15 protein-coding genes are annotated in these 15,166 nt (G+C 64.7%); 4 read left to right on the forward strand and 11 right to left on the reverse strand.

Annotated features, from left to right (window positions below; genetic code table 11):
• The first annotated feature begins 221 nt into the window (after positions 1 to 221).
• Positions 222 to 875, forward strand: a complete 654-nt coding sequence (locus tag ACTGJ9_RS03400) for a S24 family peptidase (RefSeq protein WP_456675927.1) — start codon at positions 222 to 224, stop codon at positions 873 to 875.
• A 148-nt stretch (positions 876 to 1,023) separates the two neighbouring features.
• On the opposite strand, the gene ACTGJ9_RS03405 is transcribed toward ACTGJ9_RS03400, so the two are convergent.
• The 5 genes from ACTGJ9_RS03405 to ACTGJ9_RS03425 all read right to left on the reverse strand — a co-directional run bounded on the left by ACTGJ9_RS03405 (position 1,024) and on the right by ACTGJ9_RS03425 (position 5,327).
• Positions 1,024 to 2,667, reverse strand: coding sequence for a lysine--tRNA ligase (locus ACTGJ9_RS03405; RefSeq protein ID WP_456675928.1), 1,644 nt, complete (start codon positions 2,665 to 2,667; stop codon positions 1,024 to 1,026).
• A 190-nt stretch (positions 2,668 to 2,857) separates the two neighbouring features.
• On the reverse strand, positions 2,858 to 3,760 hold the full coding sequence (locus ACTGJ9_RS03410) for a transporter substrate-binding domain-containing protein (protein WP_456678430.1): 903 nt from the start codon (positions 3,758 to 3,760) through the stop codon (positions 2,858 to 2,860).
• A 124-nt stretch (positions 3,761 to 3,884) separates the two neighbouring features.
• A complete protein-coding gene (locus ACTGJ9_RS03415) occupies positions 3,885 to 4,475 on the reverse strand; it encodes an SCO family protein (RefSeq protein ID WP_456675929.1) in 591 nt (196 codons plus the stop codon).
• Between the two features lie 24 nt (positions 4,476 to 4,499).
• Positions 4,500 to 4,694 carry a hypothetical protein gene (locus tag ACTGJ9_RS03420; RefSeq protein ID WP_456675930.1) on the reverse strand — a complete coding sequence of 65 codons (195 nt, stop codon included), beginning with the start codon at positions 4,692 to 4,694 and terminating at the stop codon, positions 4,500 to 4,502.
• 111 nt (positions 4,695 to 4,805) lie between these two features.
• Positions 4,806 to 5,327, reverse strand: a complete 522-nt coding sequence (locus ACTGJ9_RS03425; protein ID WP_456675931.1) for a hypothetical protein — start codon at positions 5,325 to 5,327, stop codon at positions 4,806 to 4,808.
• A gap of 251 nt (positions 5,328 to 5,578) precedes the next feature.
• On the opposite strand from ACTGJ9_RS03425, the gene ACTGJ9_RS03430 reads away from it, so the two are divergent.
• From ACTGJ9_RS03430 to ACTGJ9_RS03440, 3 genes are all read left to right on the forward strand, one after another.
• The gene (locus ACTGJ9_RS03430; protein ID WP_456675932.1) at positions 5,579 to 7,249 is read left to right on the forward strand and encodes an FAD-binding dehydrogenase; all 1,671 of its coding nucleotides are present in this window, start codon (positions 5,579 to 5,581) and stop codon (positions 7,247 to 7,249) included.
• A gap of 187 nt (positions 7,250 to 7,436) precedes the next feature.
• A complete protein-coding gene (locus ACTGJ9_RS03435; protein WP_092289080.1) occupies positions 7,437 to 7,787 on the forward strand; it encodes a RidA family protein in 351 nt (116 codons plus the stop codon).
• 157 nt (positions 7,788 to 7,944) lie between these two features.
• Complete coding sequence (locus ACTGJ9_RS03440; protein ID WP_456675933.1) at positions 7,945 to 8,310, forward strand: nuclear transport factor 2 family protein; 366 nt, start codon at positions 7,945 to 7,947, stop codon at positions 8,308 to 8,310.
• Between the two features lie 102 nt (positions 8,311 to 8,412).
• On the opposite strand, the gene ACTGJ9_RS03445 is transcribed toward ACTGJ9_RS03440, so the two are convergent.
• The 6 genes from ACTGJ9_RS03445 to xylB all read right to left on the reverse strand — a co-directional run bounded on the left by ACTGJ9_RS03445 (position 8,413) and on the right by xylB (position 15,089).
• The gene (locus ACTGJ9_RS03445) at positions 8,413 to 9,261 is read right to left on the reverse strand and encodes an amidohydrolase family protein (RefSeq protein WP_456675934.1); all 849 of its coding nucleotides are present in this window, start codon (positions 9,259 to 9,261) and stop codon (positions 8,413 to 8,415) included.
• A 187-nt stretch (positions 9,262 to 9,448) separates the two neighbouring features.
• Positions 9,449 to 10,381 carry a sugar-binding protein gene (locus ACTGJ9_RS03450; protein WP_456675935.1) on the reverse strand — a complete coding sequence of 311 codons (933 nt, stop codon included), beginning with the start codon at positions 10,379 to 10,381 and terminating at the stop codon, positions 9,449 to 9,451.
• A 93-nt stretch (positions 10,382 to 10,474) separates the two neighbouring features.
• The gene (locus ACTGJ9_RS03455) at positions 10,475 to 11,545 is read right to left on the reverse strand and encodes an ABC transporter permease (protein WP_456675936.1); all 1,071 of its coding nucleotides are present in this window, start codon (positions 11,543 to 11,545) and stop codon (positions 10,475 to 10,477) included.
• Positions 11,545 to 12,303, reverse strand: coding sequence for an ATP-binding cassette domain-containing protein (locus tag ACTGJ9_RS03460; RefSeq protein WP_456675937.1), 759 nt, complete (start codon positions 12,301 to 12,303; stop codon positions 11,545 to 11,547). Before ACTGJ9_RS03460 ends, ACTGJ9_RS03455 begins: the two co-directional genes overlap by 1 nt.
• 8 nt (positions 12,304 to 12,311) lie before the next feature.
• On the reverse strand, positions 12,312 to 13,634 hold the full coding sequence (xylA, locus tag ACTGJ9_RS03465; protein WP_456675938.1) for a xylose isomerase: 1,323 nt from the start codon (positions 13,632 to 13,634) through the stop codon (positions 12,312 to 12,314).
• Positions 13,635 to 15,089, reverse strand: coding sequence for a xylulokinase (xylB, locus tag ACTGJ9_RS03470; RefSeq protein WP_456675939.1), 1,455 nt, complete (start codon positions 15,087 to 15,089; stop codon positions 13,635 to 13,637).
• Positions 15,090 to 15,166: the final 77 nt, after the last annotated feature.

Genomic DNA, 15,166 nt, shown 5'->3' on the forward strand with positions numbered 1-15,166 from the left:
GGCGCGACCGTAGAGGCCACACCTCCCGAACTCAAGACTTAGAGCCAATTCCGTTCCGATTTCATCGGAACGGGGCTCAATTCTTGTTTTGGCGCGTTTTCTTGACGCGAACCGATACCCACTTCGCTTGAAAGCGCTTTGCTCGTGGCCCCTTGCGCGAAAAACGGAAAACCGGTTGATTTGAGGACAGTTTTCCTGAGTTGCGACGGGCTGGACCTTCCATGGTCAAACAGGCCAAAGCGCAGAGGATGCTGACCCACGACCAGATCTGGGCCGCGCTGGACCGACTGGCCGCGCGCGCCGGGCTGTCGTCGTCCGGCCTTGCCAGGCGGGCCGGGCTCGATCCCACCACCTTCAACAAGTCCAAGCGCGTCACCTCCGACGGCCGCGCGCGCTGGCCCTCGACCGAATCGATCGCGAAGGCACTGGCCGCCGCGGAGTCCTCGATCGACATTTTCGCCAGGCTGATCGACGACGATACCGGCGACGGCCGTGCCGTGCCGCTGCTCGGCTTCGCTCAGGCAGGCCTCAGCGGCGCGTTCGACGAATCCGGATTTCCATCCGGCAAAGGCTGGAGCGAGATCGCGCTGCCGACCACCGAGGACAACCACGCTTTTGCGCTGGAGATTTCCGGCGACGCGCTCGCGCCCGCCTATCGCGACGGCGACGTCATTCTGGTCTCACCAACCGCACCGGTCCGCAAGGGCGACCGCGTGGTGGTGAAGGCGAAGGCGGGCGACATGATGCTCGCGATGCTGAAGCGCCGCACGGCGAAGGCGTTGGAATTGCAGCCGCTCGATGTGACCCAGGGCGAGCGGACGATGGCGGCAGGTGACGTGGCGTGGATCGCGCGGATCGTGTGGGCGAGCCAGTGAAACTTGCGCCGCTGTCATTGCCCGCGAACGCGGGGAATCCGGTACGCCGCGAGCTCTCGACTCTATAACGGCTGCCTCTGGAATACTGGATCGTCCGCTCCAGTGCGCAAGTGCGCACAAGGCGGACGATGACAGTGAGCGTTGCACTCTACGCACTCCGCGCCAGCGCACCGTCGATCATGTTGACCGCGTTCTGCACGCCATAGACCGCCACGAACGAGCCGAAGCGCGGGCCCTTCTCCTGGCCGAGCAGGACCTGATAGAGCATGTTGAACCAGTCCAGCGTGACGCCGGGGCGGCCGTCCTTGCCCTTCTTGACCTGGTCGAGGAACGGCTCGCGGCGACCGATTTCGTAGACGACGTTCTGGATGTCTTCGGCTGACGCGTCCGCCGGAAGCTGCGACAGCGCATCGCGCAGATCTTGCAACGCGGCGCGCTCGACGTCGGTCGGCTGGCGGAACTGCTTCGTCGGCGCCACGAAGTCGCGATAATAGTTGATGGCATAGCCGACCATCGCATCCAGCTTCGGGTGCGTCTGCGGGCTCACGCCGGGACGGTAGCGGCCAATAAAGCCCCACAGCGTCTCGGCGTTTTCCGCGTTCGACGACGACACCAGCGTCAAGAGCAGCTGGAACGTGACCGGCATGTCGGCCTTCGGAGGATGGCCGTAATGAATGTGCCAGACCGGATTGCCGAGCTGCTGCTTGTCGTCCTGCCTGGCAAAGCTGTCCGAGAACTGCTGATAGTCGTCGACATTGCGCGGGATGACATCGAAATACAGCCGCTTCGCCGCCTTCGGCTCGCGATACATGAACAGCGTCAGCGATTCCGGCGAGGCATAGCGCAGCCATTCATCGATGGTGAGGCCGTTGCCCTTCGACTTCGAGATCTTCTGGCCCTTCTCGTCGAGGAAGAGCTCGTAGTTGAAGCCTTCGGGCGGCGTGCCGCCGAGTGCCCTGGCGATCGCGCCGGACAGCTTGACCGAATCGATCAGATCCTTGCCAGCCATCTCGTAGTCGACGCCGAGCGCAACCCAGCGCATCGCCCAGTCGGCCTTCCACTGGCATTTGACATTTCCGCCGGTCACCGGCGTCTCGACTTCCTCGTTGGTGTCGGGATCGACATAGGTCACGGTGCCAGCCGCAACGTCGCGGCGGACCATCGGCACCTGGAGCACGATTCCGGTGGTTTTGCTGATCGGCAGGAACGGCGAATAGGTGGCGCGGCGATCGGGCCCGAGCGTCGGCAGGATGATCGCCATGACCTGGTCGTAGGCCGCGAGCATCTTGAGCAGCGTCGCGTCGAAGCGGCCGGACTTGTAATAGACGGTCGAGCTTGCGAACTCGTAGTCGAAGCCAAAATGATCCAGGAACGCGCGCAGGCGCGCATTGTTTGCATCGCCAAACGACGGATGCTCGTTCGAGAACGGATCGGGCACGGCGGTCAGCGGACGCCCGAGATACTGCGCCAGCATGTCCTTGTTGGGCACATTGTCAGGCACCTTGCGCAGGCCATCCATGTCATCGGAGAAGGCGAGCAGGCGCGTCTTGATCTTGTCCTCGGTCAGCACACGAAAGGCATGGCGCACCATCGAGGTGCGCGCGACCTCGCCGAACGTGCCGATATGCGGCAGCCCGGACGGCCCATAGCCGGTCTCGAACAGCACCTCGTCCTTCGGGCTTTTCTTGAGCCGCGCGACAATGGCCTTCGCCTGCTCGAACGGCCAGGCGTTGGATTGTTCGGCGAGCGCACGAAGATCGCTCGGGCTCATGTTGGGATCGATAACGGACATCAAGGGGCCTCCGGGCCGCGGAAAATAGCGATTTCCGGGCAGAATGCAATTTGTGGGGCGGTGTTGCCTCTCACACCGTCATTGCTGTCACTGCGGAAACAGTCTGGATTGCTTCGTCGCATCAGCGCAAAATTGCTACGCAATTTTGTCGCGAGCTCCTCGCAATGACGGCGGAGAGGGCAGCGAAAAACTAAAACGGGCTCACCGAGAAATAGCGCAGCCACAGATCGGTGTAGCGGCCTTTTTCCCAGACGCGGAACAGGGCCCAGTTCAGGGCCTGGCGCAGCACGTCGTTGCCCTTGCGGACGGCGATGCCGATGCCTTCACCGAAGAAGCGGCTCTCGACGAAGGGGCCGCCGGAGAAGGCGCAGCAATCGCCGGAATCGGTGCCGTTGATCCAGAACGCCAGCGAGATGGCATCGCCGAAGATGAAATCGACCTCGCCCTTGCGGAGCGCGGCGCGCAAAGCATCGTCATTGGGATAGGCGTGCAGCTCGGCGTCGGTGAACATCGCCTTGAGATAGGCTTCATGCGCGGAGCCCGCGATGACGCCGACCTTCTTGCCTTCGAGATATTCGGGCCGGATCTCCGGCATCACCGCATCCTTGCGCGAGACGAAGCGCGCCGGCACGCGGTAATAGGGATCAGTGAAATCGACGCGCGCACGAAGCTGCGGGCTCACCGCCATCGACGCGATGATCGCATCGCCCCGGTTCGAGGTGAGCGCATCGACCAGCGTCTCGAAGCGGCGCATCTGCACCGTGCAGGTGACCTTGATCTCGTCACAAAGCGAGCGGGCGAGATCGACGTTGAACCCGGCCGGATTGCCGTCGGCGCCGGTGTAGTTGAATGGCGGGTAATCGGTCTCGGTCAGAAAGCGGATCACGGTCAGGCGCGACAGGTCCGGCCGCTCCGGGCGCCGCCGCGGGTCCCAGAAGCCGGGCACCGCCTGGGGGCAGCTTGAGGCGCGACCTGGGTCGTGGCTTGAGGCGCAGCCGGCGGCTGCCTGGCCGGAGCCTGCGCGCGTGCGCCGGGCAAGCCCGCGAGCAGGCACGCGGCAACGGCCAGCCCTGTCAGCAAGCCACGGGCAGATTTGGACGATTTCGCCTGTTGCGATGGAGCCATCGGCCGGGGATGAACGAATTTCGTTGGGATCGGAGGGCCTTATAGACCATCCGGCCGGGAACGCGAGCGCCGATTGCGGTTAGCCAGAGGCCTCAGAGATACCGCTTCAGCTCGCTCGCGGCCTGTTCCGGAGGCTGCTTCAGGTTGAACGGCGAGACGAAACGGCCGTCGCGGTCCATCAGATAGATCAGCGCGGTGTGGTCCATCGTGTAGTCGCCGTCCTTGGTCGGGACCTTCTTGGCATAGACCCGGTAGGAGGTGATCACCTTGGCGGTCTCGGCGGGATCGCCGCTCAGTCCCTCGAGATGCGGATCGAAGCTCGAGAGATAGTCCTTCATGGTGGCTGGCGTGTCCCGCTCGGGATCGACCGAGATGAACACGGCGTTGACCTTGTCGGCATCCTTGCCCATCGCGCGCAGCACTTCCGATAGCTCGAACAGCGAGGTCGGACAGACATCGGGGCAATGAGTGTAACCGAAGAAGATCAGGGTCGGTTTGCCCTTGAGGCTGTTGTCGGTAACGATCTTGCCGTTCTGATCGGTGAGCTGGAATGGGCCGCCGATCGCGGCCGGCTGCGCAACCTTGCCGACCCCGCCCATGGCCCAGAACAGCACCAGCAGACCGACGACGAGGCTCGAGGCGAAGGCGGTCGCAATCACCAGCGGACGGGCGGTAGAGCTCATGAGCGGAAAACTTCCTGTCGCGGGTCAGAAGCAGGCGGCAAAGCCGGTCCTGAGCATTTCGAAGAACACCTGGGAGCCGTAGTGGAACCAGAGCGCCAGTGCGCCGATCACAACGAACCCGGCAACACAGGCGCCGGCCAACAGCAGCACGGACGGCATTCGGCCGGCAGTGGGCGAATTGTCCGATACCGGATCTACGGTGTGCAGCGGTTGAGCCATGACAATGATCGGAGCGAAGGCCCCGGTTCCCTGGCCTTCAGATAGGCTTTGAGCCGCCTGCGAGCAAGGCGCCGCTGGCGGGCCAAAGGGATCACGTCATGCTGAGGGATATCAGTGCAGGAGCTGGCCCCGGGCGGACTCGAGCTGTTCCGGTTGCGGGAGAGGCGCGCGCGACGGCTTGATCGCCGAGGCCTGCGCGTCGAGGTAGCAGGGCTTGTACATGGCCTGAAGCTGCCTGCCTCTCAGGAACAGCATGTGCGGCGTGAGGCCGCCGCGCTGCGAGATCCAGCGCCTCACCTGCGAGGGATACATCGAATACAGCATCTGGGTTGCTTCGGCATTGGTCACGGCCCGACCATTGGTGCCGAAATCCCAGGCGGCGTGGAAGCCGAGCGTCGCGTGCGAGGTGACGCAGATGCGATTGTGCGGGATGGCGCCGAGAACGATGGTGCAAGCGGAAGCGCAGAGGCCGTCGATGATGACGGTGTCGCCTGATTGGCGCAGGTCCTGGTATTTGTCGACGTAGGTTCCGATCCGGCCGCCACGGTCATCCGCAATCCGAACCACCGCGTGAGACGCCCCCATGCACGCGACCAGGATGATCGCCGCAAGCAACCCCGTCAGAAACTTCATTGGCCCCCGCCCCAGTCGTTTGCGAATCTGCGTGTCAGGTGGTGATGCTCGTCTAGCGTCGGTCGTAACCGTGGTTTTGTCTAGGCAGGCGGGCTTACTCAAAACAAATTCAAGTCCAGTGTTGCGTCCGCGCTGCACTCAGACCCGCTGCGATCCCAAAGCGGAACAAGTTAACGATGTCTTACGCGACAAGCCCTTGATCTCAGTTGCAACCGCTGGCTTCAATCCCGGACAACTACAGGGGGGAACTCATGGCCGGGCATTCGACTGAGCAGGCGGACGTCATTGTCGTCGGCGGAGGACTATCGGGGCTGGTCGCGGCGACCGAGATCGCCGACGCCGGCAAGCGCGTGATCGTGGTCGACCAGGAAGGCGAGCAGTCGCTCGGCGGCCAGGCGTTCTGGTCGTTCGGCGGATTGTTTCTGGTGAACTCGCCGGAGCAGCGACGGCTCGGCATCAAGGACTCCTTCGAGCTCGCGATGCAGGACTGGCTCGGCAGCGCCGGCTTCGACCGCGACGAGGATTTCTGGCCGCGCCAATGGGCCGAGGCCTATGTGGCGTTCGCGGCCGGCGAGAAGCGCGGCTGGCTGCGCGCGATGGGGCATCGCATCTTCCCCGTGGTCGGTTGGGCCGAGCGCGGCGGCTATGACGCGATGGGTCATGGCAATTCGGTGCCGCGCTTTCATGTCACCTGGGGCACCGGGCCTGGCATCGTCGAACCGTTCGAGCGCCGCGCGCGCGAAGCGGCCAAGAGCGGCCGGCTGATCTTCAGGTTTCGCCATCGCGTCGATGCGCTCTCGATCACCAACGGCACGGTGGACGGCGTCAGCGGCGCCATTCTCGCGCCCGACGGCGTCGAGCGCGGCAAGAGCTCGTCGCGCAGTGTCGTCGGCGAGTTTGCGCTGAAGGCGCAGGCCGTGATCGTGGCGTCCGGCGGCATTGGCGGCAATCATGACCTGGTGCGCGCGAACTGGCCGAAGCGGCTCGGCGAGCCGCCGAAATTCATGATCTCCGGCGTGCCCGAGCATGTCGACGGCCGCATGATCGGCATTACCGAGACAACAGGCGCGCGGCTGATCAACCGCGACCGCATGTGGCACTATGTCGAGGGCATCCAGAACTGGTCACCGATCTGGCCGCGCCACGGTATCCGCATCCTGCCCGGCCCCTCCTCGATGTGGTTCGACGCCACCGGCACGCGGCTGCCGGCGCCGCTATTCCCGGGCTCCGACACGCTCGGCCAGCTCAAATACATCATGTCCACCGGCTATGATTATTCCTGGTTCGTGCTGACGCAGGCCATCATCAAGAAGGAGTTTGCGCTGTCGGGCTCGGAGCAGAATCCGGATCTCACCGGCAAGAGCTGGCGCATGACCTTGCGCCGCGCCACCAACAAGGGCGCGCCGGCGCCGGTCGAGGCGTTCAAAAGCCATGGTGTCGACTTCATCGTGCGCGACAAGATCGAGGACCTGGTCGCCGCCATGAACAAGCTCGCCGGCAACGACCTGCTCAAGCTCGCGCAAATCAGGATGCAGATCGAGGCGCGCGACCGCGAGATCGCCAATCCTTACGTCAAGGACGCGCAGGTGATGAACATCCACAATGCGCGGCGTTACATCGGCGACAAGCTGATCCGCACCGCCGCGCCACACCGCATTCTCGATCCCGCGCAGGGGCCGCTGATCGCGGTCAAGCTCAACATCCTCACCCGCAAGACGCTGGGCGGTTTCGAGACCGATCTCGACTCCCGCGTGTTCGGCGCGGAGGGGAGTGTCATTCCCGGCCTCTACGCGGTGGGCGAAGCCGCCGGCTTCGGCGGCGGCGGCGTGCACGGTTATCGCTCGCTGGAGGGCACCTTCCTCGGCGGCTGCCTGTTTTCGGGTCGCAATGCCGGGCGCGCGGCGGCGAAAGCGGTCGGATAGATCATGCTGTAGTGGATGCGCGCCGGCATGCTCGTTGCGGCCTCGGAGCAGCCTCAGCCGCACCTGCCGAGACGATCGCCGTCAACGGGACACGCATGCGTGCCGGGCAACGCATGCGTGCCGGGGGTGGCACAGCGCGAGGTGCTGCGCTAGACAGGGCCGCCATTCCCATCAGGAGATCCCGTCAATGAGCATCCAGCGTTTTGAAACCGGCCCGCGCATGAGCCAGGTCGTCGTGCACGGCAACACCGTCTATCTCGCCGGCGTCGTCGCCAGCAACGCGGCCGGCGAAAGCGTGACCAAGCAGACCCAGGATATCCTGAAGACCATCGACGGCCATCTCGCCAAGGCCGGCACCGACAAGTCGAAGCTGCTGTCGGCCACGATCTACATCACCGACATGAAGACGTTCCAGGAAATGAACGCGGTGTGGGATGGCTGGGTGTCGCCCGGCAACACCCCGGCCCGCGCCACCGTCGAAGCCAAGCTGGCCGCGCCGCAGTACACCGTCGAGATCATGGTGACCGCGGCGAAGTAAATTCGCGTAGAACCGACATGCGACAGGAGCGCGATGAGACCCTCATCGCGCTCCTTTTTTTTTGCGGACGCATGATCTCCGAGGTAATCGATCCCGGCGCGCGAACCTTCGATAGTCAGGTCAGCCGACCCACACGGCGCTATCGAAGGAGAGTCTCATGACCGACCACATCACCATCGCCCGCCGCTACATCGATCTCTGGAACGAGCGCACACAAGATCGCCGCCGCGAACTGCTCAGCGAGAACTGGACCGCGGATGCGAGCTATGTCGATCCGCTGATGAAGGGTGACGGCCGGGAGGGCATCGATGCCCTGATCGCCGGCGTCCAGCAGCGCTTTCCCGACTTCAGGTTCAGGCTGATCGGCGAGCCCAACGGCTATGGCGACCATGTGCGTTTCAGCTGGGGCCTTGGGCCTGATGGCGTCGATAGCCCGATCAAGGGCACGGATTTCGCCGTGCTGAAGGACGGGCGGATCGGGAGCATCACCGGATTTCTGGACCAGGTGCCTGCGGGCGTGTGAGCGACGTACGCATCTCACGCTCAGTCGTCGTCCCGGCGCCCCGTGGGCAATTGCGCACCAGGCCGGGACGACGCCCGTGGTTTGGCCGCGAGTTTGCGCCCGTCAGCCCGCGACCAACCGATACGCAGCCTTCGCATTCGCCCCAAACGCCTTGTCGCGAACGCCCGCACCTAGCTTCGCGAGGCACACCTCCAGCGCGCTCTTGATCTCGCCGTAGCTGCCCGCCAGCAGGCACACCGGCCAGTCCGAGCCGAAGATCAGGCGGTCCTCGCCAAAGCAATTCGCGACGTGCCGGACGAACGGAAACAGCCGCTCCGCGTCCCAATCGCTCCACTTTGCCTCCGTCGCGAGCCCCGAGACCTTGCACCAGACGTTGCCGCAGGCCGCAAGCGACGCGATGCGCTCGGACCATTCGGCGCTGCCGCCATCGGCGATCGGCGGTTTTGCGGCGTGGTCGAGCACGAAGTGTGCCTGCGGAAAAGCTTTTGCGGTTGCGATCGCGGCGGGCAATTCGCGGGTGCGGACGAGCAAGTCGTAGGCGAGATCGCGGGCGAACACCGCCGCCAGTCCGCGCTGGACGTCCGCACGCAACAGCCAGTCGGGATCGGCCTCGTCGTGGACCTGGTGGCGGATACCAATCAGCTTTGCGCCGCCCGGCAAGGCGCGTAGCCGATCGAGCGTGTCGCCGAGCGCGGCATCGGTCAGATCGGCCCAGCCGACGACACCGATGACGGAGGGCGTGGCATGCGCGACCCGCAAAAATTCTTCGGTCTCCTCTAGCGCAGAGCGGCATTGCACCAGGATGCTTGCGTCAATGCCGTTCGCCTTCAGCAGCGGAGCAAGGTCGGCGGGCCCGAAGGCGCGGCGGATCGGCGTGAGCTCAGGCGCGTCCATCCAGAGATAGTCGGCGCGCGCGGGATCCCAGAAATGCTGGTGCGCATCGATGATCATGTCTCACGCTCCGCCCGGCAGCGGCGCCCGCGCGTCGTCGAGATTGTTAGCCAGCCGCGCCTTTTTCATCTTATTCACCTTGCGGGACTCGCGGACAAAACCCCTCACCCGGCTTCGCTATGCGAAGCCACCCTCTCCCACAAGGGAAGAGGGTGGTCGGCGCAGGAACGTCGGGCTGGTAACGTTCCTACTTCAACAATTGAGCGACGTTGTCCTTCGTCACCAGGTCGAGGCCGGTATAGATCACTTCCGGAACCTTCTGGCCCTTCTTGATCGCCAACAGCGTGTCCATCGACTTCTCGCCCATCTCGAACGGACGCTGGCCGGTGAGCGCGTTGGAGTAGCCGTCGCGCAGCAGCTCAAGCTGCATCTTCAGCGTATCGGCGACGACAAGCGTGAACTTGCCGGCATCGATATCCTTCTTGTTCTTGTTGACGAAGGCCTTGTAGCCTTCGGGCGCGAACATCGGCCAGCCGCCGACCGGCACGATCGCACCGAGGTCGGGCGTCGCGGTACGGAGATCCGACATCTGCTGGATCGCAAGCGCAGAATCGTCATTGCAGAAGGTCGGCGAACCCTGGACCTCGACCCATTTCGAGCCCTTCAGCGCTTCTCGGACACCATCGACACGTTCGGCAAGGTTCTTTGCACCGGGGCCGCCGGAAACCATGGCATATTTGCCGCCGTCGGGCCGGAGCTGGAGCAACTGCTTGCCGAGCGCGAGGCCGAAGTCCTTGTTGTTGGTGCCGATATAGGCAAGCCGCTTGGAACCCGGCGCATCCGCGTCAAACGTAATGACGGGGATGCCGGCTGCAGTCGCTGCATCGATCGACTTGGTCATGGCTGCGACGTCGGCAACCGAGATTGCCAGCCCGTCCACCTTCTGGGTGATGAAGTCCTGGATGATCTGCGCCTGCGTCGCGGGTTCGTGCTCGATCGGTCCCTTGTAGATGCACTCGACATTGCCGAGTTCCTTGGCGCGCTTCATGCAGCCGTCACGCGCCACGTCGAAGAACGGGTTGTTCATCGCCTTGGGCACGACCACGAACTTGTAGGTCTGGGCAAATGCCGGGCCCGCCATCATTGCGATGGTCACGCCGGCCAACAGAAGCTTCTTCATTTCTTCCCTCCACATTTTGTTGCCTATCCATTGGTGATATGATGCTCCGGCAGGCGGATAGACGATCTTTCGTTGTCCTTCCGGAGTAACTCGTTAAGTCATGCGCGAGCGGATACGGTCGACCAGCACGGCAAGAATGATGATCACGCCCACCAGCGTCTGCTGCCAGTAGGAGTTGACCTGCGCGAGCACGAGGCCGTTGCGGATCACTTCGAGCAGCACGCAGCCGACGATGGCGCCGAGCGGACCGCCGATGCCGCCGGCCAGATTGGCGCCACCGATCACGGCGGCCGCAATCACGTTGAGCTCGTAGGAGGTCGCCATGTTGGCCGGCGCCGAGCCGAGCCAGCCGGAGATGATGATGCCCTGGAGCCCCGCGGCCAGCGCGCAGATCACGTAGACCTCGATCTTCACCGGCACGACCGAGATGCCGGTCAGCTCCGCCGCCTTTTCGTTGCCGCCGAGCGCGAAGACGTGGCGTCCGAAACTGGTGTGATGCAGCACGACCGCCATCACGGCGGCGAGTATCAGCAGATAGATGAAGGGAGCGGGCACGCCGAGCACGTCACCCGATGTCAGCGCATAGAAATAATCGGCATCCGGTCCGCCGGGAAAGCTGCCGCGGCCGTTCGAGACGACATAGGCGAGCCCCCGCACGATCGAGAGCATGCCAAGCGTGGTGACGAAGGGCGACAGCCCGAGCACTGCAATGCAGAAGCCGTTGACGATCCCGACGATGAACGCGGCGCACAGACCTGCAAGCACCGAGATCACGAGGATCAACCCGGGCACATTGGCAACGACGGTCTTGCCGTCGGCAGCCAGATGGACGAACGCCGATCCCGGGGCCGACAGCTCGACCATGACCATAGAGGTGATCATCGCAGAAAAACACATCATCGAGCCAACGGAGAGATCAATGCCGCCGGTGATGATGACGAAGGTGATGCCGAGGGTCGCAATGGCGATGAAGGAGAAGTTCTTCGCCACGTTCTGCATATTGCCCTCGGTGAAGAAATAGGGGCTGGCAAAATGCATCACGACCATCAGCACCAGGAGCGCCAGGATGACGTAGCCGGTCTGCGAGGCGAAGATGCCGCGCCGCCACCATTTGATCTTGCCGACGTTCGAGAACGTGACGGGAGATTCCAGGGGCATGGCCATCACGCCGCCTCCTTCGCGCCGGTGATGAGGGCTGTGACTTCCTCGGGAGAGGTCTCGTGGATCGGCTTGTCGGCCCGCTTCTCGCCGCGGCGCATGACGATGACGCGGTCGCACACCGCAAACACGTCGGGCATGCGGTGCGAGATCAGCATCACGGCGACGCCCTGCTCCTTCAAGCGGTGGATCAGGCTCAACACCTGCTCGACCTGACGGACCGAGATCGCGGCCGTCGGCTCGTCCATCATTACCAGCCTGGCATTCGAGAGCCGCGTCCGCGCGATCGCGACCGCCTGGCGCTGGCCGCCCGACATCTGCTTGACGAGATCGTCGGGACGGGTCTCGGAGCGCAGCTCGCCGAACAGCTCCAGCGCGCGCGATGCCATGCCCTTGTGGTCGAGCAAGCCGATGGGTCCGAACTTGCGCTTCAGCTCGCGGCCGAGAAACACGTTGGCGGCAGCGGTCAGATTGTCGGCGAGCGCGAGGTCCTGATAGACGACCTCGATCCCGACCGCGCGGGCATCGATGGGCCGGCTGAAATGGACCGCATCGCCGCCGAAGCGGATTTCGCCATGGCTGGGGCGGAAATTACCGGCGATGATCTTGACCAGCGTCGACTTGCCGGCGCCGTTGTCGCCCATCAGGCCGACCACTTCGCCCTGGTGGACATGCATATCGACACCATGCAGCGCGCGGATGGCGCCGAACTCCTTGCCGATGCCGGTCAATTCGAGCACCGGTGTTGCGTCAGCACTTGTCATTGGCGACCTCAGACGTAGCGGTTAACGAGAGATTCCAGATATTCCTGCCGTCCCGAGCGCGGCTGCGGGTCGAAGCCGGGATCCAGCGCGCGATCGGCGAGATCGGCGAGCGAGCGCTGGCCGCCGAGAATGGCACGACCCTCGGCTCCCGCCCATCCACCGTAGCGATCGGCAAGCGGCGCCGTGAGCGCGCCGGCATCGAGCATGTCGGCGGCAGCGAGGAACGCCCGCGCGCAGGCATCCATCGAGCCGACATGGGCATGGATGAGGTCATCAGGATCGATCGACTGGCGGCGAATCTTGGCGTCGAAATTGAGCCCGCCCGTGGTGAAGCCGCCGCGGTTCAGCATCTCATGGAACACCAGCGCCAGCTCGCCTGCGTTCATCGCGAACTGATCGGTGTCCCAGCCGAGCAGATCGTCGCCGCGGTTGATATCGAGCGAGCCGAACACGCCGAGCGCCTCGGCGAGCGCGACCTCATGATGGAAGGAATGGCCGGCGAGGATGGCGTGGTTCTGCTCGATGTTGAGCTTGACGTCGTCGAGCAGATCGTAGCGCGCGAGGAAACCGTAGCAGGTGGCGACGTCGAAATCATACTGGTGCTTGGTCGGCTCCTTCGGCTTCGGCTCGATCAGGATCGGGCCCTTGAAGCCGATCTTGTGCTTGTGCTCGACCACGAGCGAGACGAAGCGGCCGAGCTGGTCGAGTTCGCGCTTGAGATCGGTGTTGAGCAGCGTCTCGTAGCCCTCGCGGCCGCCCCACAGCACGTAGTTCTGGCCGCCGAGCCGGTGCGTCACCTCCAGCGCGGCCCGGACCTGGCCGGCGGCATAGGTGAAGATCTCCGGGTCCGGATTGGTCGCGGCACCCGCCATATAGCGGCGATGCGTGAACAGGTTTGCGGTGCCCCAGAGCAGGCGGACCTTTGCCGAAGCCATCTTCGCTTCAAACAGATCGGCGATGGCGTTAAGGTTGGCGACGGATTCGCTGAGCGAGGCGCCTTCGGGCGCCGCATCGACGTCGTGGAACGTGAAGAAGGGCACATCCAGCAGCCGGAACAGCTCGAAGGCAACATCGGCCTTGGCACGCGCCATCGCCATCGGATCAGAGCCGTGGTGCCATGGCCGCATAAACGTCTCGCCGCCGAAGGGATCGCCGCCCGGCCAGCACAGCGAATGCCAGTAGCACACCGCAAAGCGCAGATGCTCCTCCAGCCTGCGGCCGTGAACCATGCGGTCCTTGTCGTACCAGCGGAAGGCGAGCGTGTTTCCCGCGTCCTTGCCGGCAAAGGCTATGGGTGCGCTGGTATCGAAGAATTTGACTGGCGCGTTCACTTAGATCGTCTCCTTTAAAGCGGGGTAAAGCTCGCGCCAGCGGCGATAGGCCTCGTCATAGGCCGACGCTGCGGAGGCGCGGGGCACAAAACTGGCGAGCCGTCGCGCCCGGGTGCACACTTGCGCGGGATTCTCGCCGGTGGCCGCAAGCCGGCCGAGCCGCGCGGCGCCGAGTGCAGCGCCGACCTCGCCCTCCTCGACGCGATGCACGGCAATGCCGAGCACGTCGGCGCAAATCTGCGCCCATAGCGGCGAGCGCGAGCCGCCGCCGACCAGATCAAGCTCGGCGATCGCGCCACCCGCCGCGCTCAGCGCCGCCAGATTGTCGCGCGCGGCGAAAGCCACGCCTTCGAGCACGGCCTGGACGATCTGGCTGCGGCCAGTGGCAGCGCGCAAGCCGACGAAGGCGCCGCTCGCGACGGCATCGTTGTGCGGGGTGCGCTCGCCGTCGAGATAGGGCAGGAATTTGACCGGGCTCGACCCGTCGACGCGCTCGCCGAGCGGCGCCAGCAGGGCCGCTGCAGGCGTCTCCATCACGCCGGCAAGCCAGGCGAGCGAGGCCGCCGCCGACAGCATCACGCCCATCTGGTGCCAGAGACCCGGCAGCGCGTGGCAGAACGCATGCACCGCCGAGGCCGGCGCCGGCGCAAAGCGATCGGTGACGCGGAACACCACGCCGGAGGTGCCGAGTGACAGGAAGCCGTCGCCGGGCGCGATGGCGCCGAGCCCGATGGCGCTCGCAGCGTTGTCACCGGCGCCGCCGGCGACCACGACGTTCTTCGCCATGCCCCAGCGCTGCGCGAATTCGGGCGCAAGCACTGCGCTCGCCGCGCTGCCCTCGACGAGGCGCGGCATGTGATGCAGATCAAGCCCGGTGGCATGCAGCAGTTCCGCGGACCAGCTGCGCCGGCCGACATCGAGCCACAGCGTGCCGGCGGCATCGGACATGTCCTCGGCCATCTCGCCGGTCAGCCGATAGCGGACATAGGCCTTTGGCAGCAGCACTTTTGCAACGCGCTCGAAAATGTGGGGCTCGTGGCGCGCCACCCAGAGCAATTTTGGCGCGGTGAAGCCGGGCATCGCCAGGTTGCCGGCGATGGCATGCAGCGAAGGGCAGCGGTGCTCGAGCTCGATGCATTCGGCGTGCGAGCGACCATCGTTCCAGAGGATCGCAGGCCGCAGCGGGCGTCCGTCCGCGCCGAGCAGAGTCGCGCCATGCATCTGGCCCGACAGCCCGACGCCGCGCACCTGCGTGAGCTCGCGCGGATGATGTTGCGCGAGATCGTCGACCGCGCCGATTGCCGCATCGACCCAGGCGTCGGGATCCTGCTCGGACCACAGCGGCGCGGGATGCGACAGCGCGAGCTCGCGCGCGGCCGTCGCGACGACCGCGCCGGCTTCGCTCACGAGCACCGCCTTCACACCGGACGTGCCGATGTCCAATCCGAGATACAAACGCGTCCCTCCCTCTTCGTTTGAGCGTGATCTGTTCCGGATCACGCTGTCGCGGTGCACGAACTGACGTCGCGCTT

Origin of the sequence: Bradyrhizobium sp. RDM12, from assembly GCF_051917485.1 — a bacterium.
Taxonomy (GTDB): domain Bacteria; phylum Pseudomonadota; class Alphaproteobacteria; order Rhizobiales; family Xanthobacteraceae; genus Bradyrhizobium.